Origin of the sequence: Marinitoga sp. 1154, from assembly GCF_013363285.1 — a bacterium.
Taxonomy (GTDB): Bacteria; Thermotogota; Thermotogae; order Petrotogales; family Petrotogaceae; genus Marinitoga.
Map to the genome: position 1 here is coordinate 56,101 of NZ_LBFB01000009.1, position 11,805 is coordinate 67,905.

Annotated in this window: 10 protein-coding genes; all 10 read left to right on the forward strand. The window is 23.5% G+C overall.

Annotated features, from left to right (window positions below; genetic code table 11):
- Genes XO12_RS05825 through tagD form a run of 10 tightly spaced genes read left to right on the forward strand, consistent with a single transcriptional unit; the run spans position 1 to position 11,802 of the window.
- Complete coding sequence (locus XO12_RS05825) at positions 1-1,263, forward strand: sugar transferase (protein WP_175419854.1); 1,263 nt, start codon at positions 1-3, stop codon at positions 1,261-1,263.
- Between the two features lie 13 nt (positions 1,264-1,276).
- Entirely contained in the window at positions 1,277-2,302 is a 1,026-nt protein-coding gene (locus XO12_RS05830; protein WP_175419855.1) for a glycosyltransferase, read from the forward strand.
- 31 nt (positions 2,303-2,333) lie between these two features.
- Positions 2,334-3,518, forward strand: coding sequence for a hypothetical protein (locus XO12_RS05835; RefSeq protein WP_175419856.1), 1,185 nt, complete (start codon positions 2,334-2,336; stop codon positions 3,516-3,518).
- Positions 3,484-5,241, forward strand: coding sequence for a hypothetical protein (locus XO12_RS05840; protein ID WP_175419857.1), 1,758 nt, complete (start codon positions 3,484-3,486; stop codon positions 5,239-5,241). The genes XO12_RS05835 and XO12_RS05840 overlap by 35 nt, the downstream gene beginning before the upstream one ends.
- 21 nt (positions 5,242-5,262) lie before the next feature.
- A complete protein-coding gene (locus tag XO12_RS05845) occupies positions 5,263-6,498 on the forward strand; it encodes a glycosyltransferase family 4 protein (RefSeq protein ID WP_254867691.1) in 1,236 nt (411 codons plus the stop codon).
- Complete coding sequence (gene wecB, locus XO12_RS05850) at positions 6,495-7,553, forward strand: non-hydrolyzing UDP-N-acetylglucosamine 2-epimerase (protein WP_175419859.1); 1,059 nt, start codon at positions 6,495-6,497, stop codon at positions 7,551-7,553. Before XO12_RS05845 ends, wecB begins: the two co-directional genes overlap by 4 nt.
- 3 nt (positions 7,554-7,556) lie before the next feature.
- Positions 7,557-8,735, forward strand: coding sequence for a glycosyltransferase (locus tag XO12_RS05855; RefSeq protein WP_175419860.1), 1,179 nt, complete (start codon positions 7,557-7,559; stop codon positions 8,733-8,735).
- The gene (locus XO12_RS05860; protein WP_175419861.1) at positions 8,729-9,871 is read left to right on the forward strand and encodes a CDP-glycerol glycerophosphotransferase family protein; all 1,143 of its coding nucleotides are present in this window, start codon (positions 8,729-8,731) and stop codon (positions 9,869-9,871) included. Before XO12_RS05855 ends, XO12_RS05860 begins: the two co-directional genes overlap by 7 nt.
- A gap of 1 nt (position 9,872) precedes the next feature.
- Positions 9,873-11,288, forward strand: a complete 1,416-nt coding sequence (locus XO12_RS05865; protein ID WP_175419862.1) for a lipopolysaccharide biosynthesis protein — start codon at positions 9,873-9,875, stop codon at positions 11,286-11,288.
- A 4-nt stretch (positions 11,289-11,292) separates the two neighbouring features.
- A complete protein-coding gene (gene tagD / locus XO12_RS05870) occupies positions 11,293-11,802 on the forward strand; it encodes a glycerol-3-phosphate cytidylyltransferase (RefSeq protein WP_047266772.1) in 510 nt (169 codons plus the stop codon).
- Positions 11,803-11,805: the final 3 nt, after the last annotated feature.

An 11,805-nucleotide genomic window follows, 5' to 3' on the forward strand; every position in this document is an offset into this window, starting at 1 on the left:
ATGAAAATAAATTCAAATTTTTTAAAATTAATTGATTATATATTTTTAATGGTTTTTAATTTATATATAACTCAAAACATATATATATCATTTATATTTTCAACATCAATATATCTTGGAATTTACGCATTTAGAACATATGATTTTGAAAATATAGAGAGCTGGAATGATACAATAATTAGAGTTTTTGCTGGAACAATGCTGGGCTTTCTTGTAATATCAACATTTTATGTGATATTTGATGGATATATATTAAAAGAGTATTTTCTGGATAACTTTGTATTCAATATAATAGCTTTGCCAATAATTCATAAAATAAGTTATTATATTTTGTTAAAAAATATAACACCAAAAAAATATATAGTAATAGGGAAAAAGGAAGAATGGCATAAATTAATGAATGAAATAGAGAAAAAAAGTCTTGGAAAATTACAATTTGTTGAATATATAAATCCCTCGCCAGTCAAATTAAAAAAATTAATTAAAGTATATGATGGGGTATTAATAGCAGATCCTGAATTAGAAAAATTAGTAATTGATGAAATAAATGAATTTAAAGAGAATGGTGTAAAAGTTGAATATTTACCAGTGATTGTAGAGAGATTTTTAAAGAGAATACCTATACAAGTTGCTGAAAAATTTAAATCACACTACGAAGTGGCTTTCAGCGAAATAAAAGAATCACCAGCAAAAAGAATTGTGGATATATTCTTTTCCTTAATATTACTAATACTATTTTCTCCAGTAATAATAATATCTTATTTATTAATATTCTTTGAAGATGGAAAACCAGTTGTATTTAAACAAAAAAGAGTTGGTCAAAATGAAAAAACGTTTGTATTGATAAAATTTAGAACATTAAAAGACAAAAAAGATGAAAATAGATTTTCTAATCCTAATGAAAGAATAGATAATCATGTATTATTTTTTGGGAAATTTTTAAGAAAAACAAGGCTTGACGAAGTCTTGCAATTTTTTAATGTGTTAAATGGTACTATGAGTATAGTTGGTCCCAGACCAGAAATGGAACATTTCCACAATATGGCCAAAGAAAATATTCCAATGTATGTGTTTCGTTTAAAATTAAAACCAGGAATTACCGGATGGGCACAAATAAATTATAAACATACGACAACATTAGAAGATTATATAAGAAAAACAGAATATGATTTATATTATATAAAAAATAGAAAATGGTTATTAGACTTTAAAATTATGATACAAACAGTAGAAACAATATTTGGCTTAAAAGGTTCAAAATAATGGAGGCAGCAAAATGTGGCAAATTTTATTAATAATATCATTAATACACATTTTTTTTGTTTTTATAGCAGTAATCTATAATGTTTTAAAAAAATCAAAAAAAGAATATCAAAAGAATATTGAATTTCCTGAAATAAGTATATTAATTCCTGCTTATAATGAAGAAAAAAACATTGAAAATAAGATAAAAAATATATTAGTTCAGGATTATCCACAAGAAAAATTAGAAATATTAGTAGGTTCAGATGGCTCGACAGATAAAACTGTAGAAAAAGCTAGAAAATTTGATAATGTAAAGGTGTTTGATTTCAAACGAACAGGAAAATCTGGTGTGCTCAATAAATTATTTAGAGAATCATCAGGTGAATATATTTTAATATCAGATGCTGATACAGTATTTTTATCTAAAGACGCGATAAAAAAGGCTGTTTTAAGTAAAGCCGAAATGGTTACAGGGATTGTAGGGAGCAAGGAATTACCTGGATTTAAAAAATATTGGAATGTAGAATTTAATATAAGAAACTTTGAAAGTTATTTTGGGAAATGTGTAGTCTCAAGCGGAACATTTATTTTTATAAAAAGAGAATATTTTCCTAAAATTCCAGAAAATATAATAGCAGATGATTTGTTTATACCATTGGGAGTTATAAAAAATGGTGGTAAAAGCATTCAAAATGATGAAATAATTTGTAAAACAGAGCATGAAAAATATACAACAAAATCATATTTTAGAAAAAAAATAAGAATAGTTAGGGGTGGCATTCAAATATTAAAAGAGTATTTTGAATTAAAATCAGATTTTATATCTTTCCTTTTTTTCTTTCTACATAAAATAAGCAGATGGTATATGGCGTTTTTCTTTTCGCTATTTTTATTAGCTTTTAATATAAAGATTTTTGGAATATTTGCAATGATTTCTATAATATTATTTTTGATATCAAGAAAATTTAGAATGTTTATGATTGATTTATTTGTCCCGGTAATAGCAACAATTATAGAATTTATTAAGCCAACAAAATTTGGTGGTTGGGAATTTTAAAAAAGGGGCTGGTAAAATCTCTGAAAATCTTTTGAAGTTTTTATTATTTGGTTTTTTCTGGTTACCAGTTTTGTTTTTTGGTGATGATATAATATATATTTCTGAAATATTTGTTGCTTTTCTTTTTATAAAAATGATAAAAAATAAAAAAATAGAGTTGAAATATTATTGGTATTTTTCACTTCCAATAATTCTTTTTTTCTATAGAATAATACTTTCTTCTTTTGTTGGTACAATATTAGTCCCAAAAGAATACATTTTATTTTTTAAACAGATAGAATATTTTGTTATACTAATTATTTTTTATGATTTTTTTCAAAAAAATAAATATGATGAGATAAAATTATTTAAATATTTAAATATATTGTTTATCTCTTATGTTGCATACATATTATTTGATGGGTTAACTCATTTAGGAGAATTTCATAGAGCAGTTATTCCTTTTAAAAAAGGTGTAAGCAGTAGCTTATCGGGATTATTTTCATCTATTGGTATATATATTTCATATTTAAATATTGTGAATAATAAAAATAAATTATTAAATATATTATTATTGTTATTAAGCGTTGGTGCTTTGGTTCTTACATTCTCAAGAACGTCACTTCTTGCGATGTTTTTGGTATTTTCCATTTTTTATGTTTTTGAGTTTATATATTCCAAAAATAAGAAAAAAATAATATTGAGTATTATAATATTATTATTGATATTGAGCACATTAAGTATTATTTTTAATTCTTTAGATTACAAATATGGAATAAAATCATTTGATTTAAATGGGATAATAAAAATGTTAAAGTATGATAGGTCATTCTATATTAGAATTCATTATATAGCCAAACCTGCAATTAAAAAAAATATAGGAGAGGATACCTTTAGCACGTTTATAAATACTATTTTTGGTAATGTATACAATTCACAAAATATATGGGACAATCAATATCTAATGTTATTCAATAATTTTGGATTTTTAGGACTTACTATATACATATTGATATATTTAAAAATATATTCTATGATATTAAAACAGTACAATCACATATTCAGTAAATTAATGTTTTTAATAACAACGCATATAGTTATTGCTGGCAGCACATTAGAGTCTATGACTAATATATATGTATTTTTGAATATATATTATATACTGATAGCATATTTGATATATAAATCTGGAGGTTATGAAAATGGACACATTAACAATAATGAAAAATATGTATAAAAGATGGAAAATATATTACTGGTTGTCTTTTATCCTAACAATAGCTTTTGGGATACTTTTTATAAGATATTCAGATAAAAAATATACATCAAAAATGCTTATAGAACTAAATGATTCACAAAAAACATCATTTATATCTTCCAACTTGGTTGATATAAACTCTTTAATAGGTAGAAGTAATATTAATACAATAGCTTCTGAAAAGATAAGATTGATTTCAGAACCTGTTATAGAGAAAATAGTTGATGATCTTGATTTAGTGGGTTATTATAATAAAAACTTGAACATCATCAGAAAAATACTTAAAACAAAGATTGAAAAAAGAAATGCTATTAATATTTTGAAAAAACAGATAGTACTTGAAGAAGTTCCTTCAACAAACTATATTTATGTTAGTTTTACTTCAACTGATCCGACACTATCAGCTTCGGTTTTGCAAAAGGTTTATGATTATTATATAGAATACACAACCAATGAACAAAAAGCGTTTTTTAATATTTATAAATCTAAGCTTGAAAATATGAAAAAAACTTTAGAAGAGGAATTGAATAAAAAAAATCAGGAAATTATAGATTTTGAATTAAAAAATAAAATCTTTTCAAGTTCATTACCAAAAAACCTGATAGACAAATATTACGAAGTATATAATAACCTTTTCGAACTGGAATCTCAGAGATTTGAATTAAAAAATAAAATTGAACTGTTTGAAAATAATTATATGAATATAGATGAATCTTTAAAGAAAGAATTAATAGTATCTTCAAACCAGAATATTTCTTCTTTGAAGAAAAGTTTATTAAATGAAAAATTAGAGTTAGAGACACTAAAATCCACAAATCCCAATTCTCCTAAAATTTATGAAATGGAAACCCATATAAAGTTATTAGAGCAGGAAATAGATAACGAAATTGAAAAAATACTTTCTAATGAATATCTATATTTGGATACAGTATCAAAAAATGATTTTAAAGAATATGTTTCTTTAAAATCACAATATGAAAAATTGGATGTATATAAAGCTTTTTTAGAAGAAACATTAAAGAATATTGATAACAAAATGTATTCTCAATCTCCATTATATTATGAATATTTTAATCTCAAAAAAGAACAGGAACTAACTTCAAAAAAAATATCAGAAATAAGCAGTCTAATCAATCAAATAAATTTAAAAGATTTTTCAATCACTCCAAAATTTGATATTATTGAAAAACCATACCCTCCAAAAAGCCCGTCATCTCCAAATAAAAATTTAATTTTTGCCTCATCATTATTTTTAGCAATAATCATGGGCTTTGTAGGTATTTATTTAAGAGAACATTTTAATAATAAAATAGTTGATGTTGAATTGTTTAAACAATACTTTAAAGAACCAGATATATATGATGATTTAAAATTCAGTAATTTTAAAAAATATTTATATAATAATGATATAAAAAAAGCTATAATTTATCCTTTAAATTTTAAAGGATTTGATTATTTATTTGATGAATATGAAATATATGTAATAAGAAAAAATGCACAATTGAAAGATATTAAAGATATAAGAGAAAAAATAAATAAAATAGAAAAAATAATAATAATAGTTGATTCAGACGAAAAGACCGATATAGAGTTATTTAAAGAAATCAAACATAGATTTGTCATAGTAAAAGAAAATATATCTAAAATTGAGGATATAAAAAAAGTTAATAATTTAGTCGAAACAAAATTTATATATCTATAGGAGTGGAAAAAATTGAAAAAAATGTTCTTAATTTCTGGACCAATTGGTCCAGTTGTTGGTAGTAATCAGTCGTTTAAAAACACTTTAATAGAATATTTAAATAATAACTATGAAGTTTATCATTTTGCTTTTTTTTATAAATACAGTAAGAAATATGATTTGAGTGAATTCTTAAACTATAAAAATTATCACTTTTTTGGAACACCAGATTTATTTGAATATTTTAGAAACATAATAAGTAAAAAAAATACTAAAAAAGAAGTAGAAATACCAATTCCTCATCCTGATTCCATCGTAAAACCGGAATCTGAAGTAACATCATTTCAATCAATATTTTTTATATTCTATACCATCTTTGAAAGTATAAGAACTATTTTATTAGCTTTGTTTATAAAACCAGATTTAATTTATTCATATGAAGTTTTTTCAACAATACCAGGATTATTGATAAAGAAAATATTTAAAATCCCAGCAGTAAAAAGATTCCAGGGAACTTATCTTGATTATAATAATCTGAATAATAAAAAACTCTGGTTTCACAAATTAGCCTATAAATTAAAATTTGATCTAGCAATAATGGCAAACGACGGAACAAAAGGTGACAAAGTATTAGAAAAATTAGGCATAACAAATTATTTATTTTTATTAAATGGATTGGACAGCAAATTATTAGAGGAAATAGATAAAAAAAAGATTTCAGATTTAAAGAAAAAACACAATTTAGAAAATACTTTTGTATTAGGAATATTTAACAGATTTCATCCTTTTAAAAGAATAGATAGAGCAATATACCTATTAAAAGAAACAATAAATAATGGAATAAATGCTAAACTTCTCATAGGTGGTATGGGCGGACCTATGAAAGATTCGCTAAAAAAATATGCACAGAAATTAGGTGTTCAAGATAATATAATATGGTTGGGAAGAATTAAATATGAAGATATGAAATATTACTACAATTTATGTGATGTGGTTTTAATAGTTAATGATTATGCTAATACAGGAAATCAAATGTTAGAGGTTTCATACCTTGGTATTCCTGCAATAGCTACTGATGATGGAAACAATTCAAAATTTCTGAATTTTAATAACATATACTATGTAAAACCCGAAGAATTTTCAAAGCAGGCAATAGAAGGTATAAAATATTTCTATAACAGCAAAAGAAAATATCAAAAAAACAGATTAAATACATGGAAAGAAAGAATGGAAATAGAGATAAAAGAAATAGAAAAAATTTTGGAGGAAAAGAAATGAAAATAATCAGTTTAATAGGAGCAAGACCGCAGTTTATAAAAGAAGCAGTATTACATAAAGAATTTGAAAAAAATGGAATAAAAGAAATTCTTGTTCATTCAGGGCAACATTATGATAAAAACATGTCAGATATATTTTTTAAAACATTAAAAATAAAAAATCCAGATTATTATTTAAATATTGGGTCTGGAAATCATGGAGAAATGACTGGAAAAATAATGATAGAATTTGAAAAAATAATATTAAAAGAAAAACCAGATATAGTTTTAGTATATGGAGATACAAACACAACATTAGCAGGAGCAATAGTTGCTAGTAAATTAAAAATACCAGTAGCCCATGTAGAAGCTGGAATAAGACAAGAGCCAAAAGATATGCCCGAAGAAATAAACAGAGTATTAACAGATAGAATATCTAATTATTTATTTTGTCCAAGCAAATTAGCAGTAGAAAATTTAAAAAAAGAAAATATAACAGATGGAGTATATTTTGTAGGAGATATAATGTATGACCTATATAAAATAATGGAAAAACAATTCAAATATGAAATATTTGAAAAATTAAAACTTAAAGAAAATGAATATATATTAATGACAATGCATAGAGACTTTAATGTAGATAAAAAAGAAAAATTGGAAAAAATATTAAACCAAATAGAAAAAATATCAAAAGAAAAAACGATAGTATTTCCAATACATCCAAGGACAAGAAAAAGAATAAAAGAATTTAAACTGGAAAAATACTTAGAAAAAGTAATAAAATTAGACCCCATAGATTACTTAAACCTAATGGGATTAGTAAAAAAATCATGGAAAATAATAACGGATAGTGGAGGATTACAAAAAGAAGCCTATTTTGCACAAAAACAAGCAATAGTAGTAATGCCAGATACAGGATGGCGAGAATTAATAGAATTAAAATGGAATAAACTCGCAAATGAAAACGATTTATACGAAAAAGCATTTGATGAGAATGAAGTAAACTATCCAAAAAATGTATATGGTGATGGGAATACAGGTGAAAAGATTGTTAAAGTTATATATAGTGAGGGATAATCAATGAAAATTCTTTTCATAAATGGGTTGCATCCAAAACCAAATAATAAAATGAGTGGTATTTTTATCACAAATAGATTAAAATATCTAAAAAATTTTTCAAAAATAGAATATTATTCCATTTCTCCAATAATGAAAGATAGTATTTCATTAAAATTTCTAAGAAAGATTATGAATAGACCTTTAAATATAATATATCCATCAAAAATAACTGTAGAAAATGTAGAATTTAATTTTATTAATATAAATACTAATATTTTTACAAGAATTTTTTATAATTTTCCAAGAATGGCAGCTAAAAGCATTTTAAAAATTATAAATATAAAAGAATATGATTTAATTCATGCGCATTGGATATATCCGCATGGATATATTGCGAAAATTATAAGTGAAAAATATAAAATTCCATATATAGTAACGGCACATGGAAGTGATATTCATTTTTTCCCGCAAAAAGATTTTAATGTAAAGAAATTTACAATAGAAACATTAGAAAATTCAACTAAAAATATTTTTGTAAGCACAAGTCTTCTTGAAAAAGCAAAAAAATTTGGTTTTAGCGGAAAAAATTCAGTTGTAATACCAAATGGAGTAGATTTATCTAAGTTTAAAATTTTAAATAGAGAAAAAATAAAAAAAGAAATAGGATTAGATGAAAAAGTTGTAGGATTTGCAGGTGGGCTTAGTTTCGTAAAAAGGGCGGATAAATTACCTGAAATATTTAATATTATAAATAGTAAATTAAAAAAAATTTCTTTTCTTTTAATTGGTGAAGGCAAATATAAAGAGAAAATAATAAATGAAACTAAAAATTTAGATGTAAAGATAATGGGATATATTAATCCAGAAAAAATGCCATATTATTTAAATGCAATGGATATAATGATACTTCCAAGTAGAAATGAAGGCTTTGGAGCTGTTTTAATAGAAGCAATGGCTTGTGGAACATATGTAATAGGCAGCAGTAATGGGGGAATACCAGAAGTTATTAAAAGTTATGGAAGTATAATTAATGAGGGGGGGAATTTTGAAAAAAGAATTGCGGATGAAGTTGTAAGAGTATTAAAAGAAGGATATGATAGAGAAGTATTAAAAAATTATGCTAAAAATTATGATTGGAATCTAATTATAGAAAAAGAAGTAAAAATTTACAAAGAAATACTAGGTGATAAAAAATGTTGAAAATTTTAAATTTTATATATTCATTTTCAAAAACAGAAGAAAAATTAATCACATTATATTATAAATCATATAGTGGATCTAACACTTTGTCATTATATAAATTTATTCCAGAAAATTTTAAAAAAAAATATATTATAAGTTTATACAAAGAAAGAAAAACATCATTGAAAAGTCTTATAAAAAACAAACAATATGATCAGTTAAATAAATTTTTGAGAAAGTATAAAAAAATATTTGAATCTAAAATGTTGATTACCACTCATGGACCGATAATTAAGAAAAAAAAATTAATAAATATCGAATTATGGCATGGTTTTCCTTTAAAATCAATTGGTTTAATGGATAAAAATGAAAAAAATATAAAAAGAATAAAAAAAATATGGAAAAAAACAGATTATATGCTCTCCTATTCTCAGTTATATAATGTACTAATGGTTGCTTGTGAAGGTATAGATATCAATAAATTTGTAATAACTGGTATGCCAAGAAATGATTTTTTATTTAAATCAGACGGTAAAAAAAATCTGTCAAAAATTTTTGAAGTTGGCAATAAGAAAGTTGTTTTTTTCATGCCGACTTTCAGAAAAGGTTATAAAGGAGAAGAAGGAAATAAAAATTTTAATAATGTTTTTGGCTTTGAAAAATTTAATGAAAAGGAATTTTTGAAATTTTTAAAATTAAATAATATTTTATTTATTGCCAAACTTCATCCAAATGAAGAGAATAAAGTAAAAATAAATATAAATGAGGATAATTTTAAATTATTAAAAGATTCAGATTTAGAAAAGAATGATTTAGATCTATATGAATTGATAAATGGGGTTGATTTGTTAATTACAGATTATTCATCAATATACTTTGATTATTTGTTGTTAGATAGACCTATAATTTTTACCCCTGTTGATTTAGAAGAGTATAGACAAACAAGGGGGTTATTATTAGAGCCATATAATCAGTGGACACCAGGAGAAAAAGCAACATCACAAAATTCCCTTCAGGAAACTATATTAAAAGTATTTACAAAAGATAAATATAAATCTAAAAGAAATGAATTAAAAAACATTGTTCATTATTACCAAGATGGTAATTCAAGTCAAAGGGTTTGGAATTTAATAGATAAAATAATGGAGGAATAAAATGACTCTTTTTAAAAAAAGTGTAAAAACATTTTCTTGGTCATTTTTAGGAAGCGGTTTAGGATTTGTTTTTCAATTATTAATTGCTAGAATATTAGGAGCCTCTGAATTTGGTAAAGCAAATGTTATTTTAGGATTTGTTGGTACATATTATACATTATTGAATTTCGGATTACCAACACTTTTGATAAGAGAAAGTGCAAAAAATAAAAATAATTCTATTAATTTATTTTCTAATTTTTTCTATCTATATTTTATTTTAGATATTATTTTTTTACCTGTAATATATTTTACCTTAAGGTATAGTTTGAGAAATATAGGTTTATGGAATATTTTCAATATTGTTATTATCTTGCTTATGATATTTCTTACTCAAACGGCAAATCTATTATATGCTTATTTTATTGGAATAAAAAAACAGAATTACACAAGTTTTTTAAGAGATACATTAACAAGATTAATAAGAATTTTTAGCTTTTTTTTAATCTATATTTTTATTTCTAACTATATATCATATATTTTAGCTGCTTTAATTTCATTTTTTGTCCCTTTATTTATCGCTCTTTTTCGTATAAAAAAGATAAAAAATATTAAAATTAAATGGATTTTAATAAATTCTTGGCAATTTTACTTAATTTCTATTACTTATACTTTATATAACAGTCTTTCAAAAATTTTACAAAAACTATATGCAACTAATGAAACTGTTGGATATTTATCTGTTGGCATTACTTTGGGAAGTATTGGTGTAATATTAGGCTCATCATTAGCTTCGGTATCTATGCCGGAGTTTGCTCATGCTTGGAAAGAGAAAAATATGAAAAAGATAGATTTAATATTTAAAGAGGTTTCGCGTTGGAATGCATATGTAATGTTACCAATTGTAATATTTTTATTACTAAATGTAAAAAGGATTTTAGAATTTCTTGGAAAAGATTATGCAAATGGAACTATTATAGTTTCGATAATATTAATTTCACAATTTTTGAATTCATTTGTTGGTCCAAATGGAACATTATTAAATATGTCAGGATATCAAAGATTTGAAATATATAATGGTATTGCTATGATTATAACTGGAACAACAATAGGTATATTGTTAGGGCCAAAATTTAGTTGGGGAATAGCCGTTTCATTGGCAATAGCAACAATAATAGTAAATTTACTAAAATTTATAGAAGTTGGCATAATTCATAAAATATATCCTTATAATATAAAAACATTTGTGTATATAATTTTAGAGGGTTTTTATTCTTTTATTTTATTTCTATTGTTTAAAAAGATTAATCAAACGATATTATGGTTTTTGTTAAATAGTATTTTGATTTTGGTTACAATAATATTTACATTTCGTTTTTCTCCTAATATTGAAGATAGAAATATAATAAAAAAATTTATTAATAAAATTTTGAGGTGAAAACATGAAAAAAAAAATTGTTATAACATATGGTACTTTTGATTTATTTCATATAGGACATTTAAAATTATTACAAAGAGCTAAAGAACTTGGAGATAAATTGATTGTTGCAGTTTCGACAGATGATTTTAATAAGATAAAAGGGAAAAAATCAATAATTCCGTATGAACAAAGAGTTGAAATAGTGAGAAATATAAAATGTGTTGATATGGTTATTCCTGAAAACAGTTGGGATCAAAAAATTGAGGATATCAAAAAATATAAAGTTGATATATTTGTTATGGGGGAAGATTGGAAAGGGAAATTTGATTTTTTAAAAAAGTATTGTGAGGTTGTTTATTTGCAAAGAACAGAGGGGATATCATCAACAGAAATAAAAAATATATTACAGCATATCTCAAAATTATCAACAACAGAATTAAAAAAAGCGTTAGATATACTTACTAAAATAGATTTCGAGGAGTTAAAAGAAGCTTTTATAATATTAGAACAATTGAGAAAAGATTTGTGGTGAAAA

Coding starts and splice junctions, on each gene's coding strand:
- XO12_RS05845 (WP_254867691.1), top strand. CDS start 5,263: ATGTTCTTAATTTCTGGACCAATTGGTCCAGTTGTTGGTAGTAATCAG.
- XO12_RS05860 (WP_175419861.1), top strand. CDS start 8,729: ATGTTGAAAATTTTAAATTTTATATATTCATTTTCAAAAACAGAAGAA.
- XO12_RS05865 (WP_175419862.1), top strand. CDS start 9,873: ATGACTCTTTTTAAAAAAAGTGTAAAAACATTTTCTTGGTCATTTTTA.
- XO12_RS05840 (WP_175419857.1), top strand. CDS start 3,484: ATGGACACATTAACAATAATGAAAAATATGTATAAAAGATGGAAAATA.
- wecB (WP_175419859.1), top strand. CDS start 6,495: ATGAAAATAATCAGTTTAATAGGAGCAAGACCGCAGTTTATAAAAGAA.
- XO12_RS05830 (WP_175419855.1), top strand. CDS start 1,277: ATGTGGCAAATTTTATTAATAATATCATTAATACACATTTTTTTTGTT.
- XO12_RS05825 (WP_175419854.1), top strand. CDS start 1: ATGAAAATAAATTCAAATTTTTTAAAATTAATTGATTATATATTTTTA.
- XO12_RS05855 (WP_175419860.1), top strand. CDS start 7,557: ATGAAAATTCTTTTCATAAATGGGTTGCATCCAAAACCAAATAATAAA.
- tagD (WP_047266772.1), top strand. CDS start 11,293: ATGAAAAAAAAAATTGTTATAACATATGGTACTTTTGATTTATTTCAT.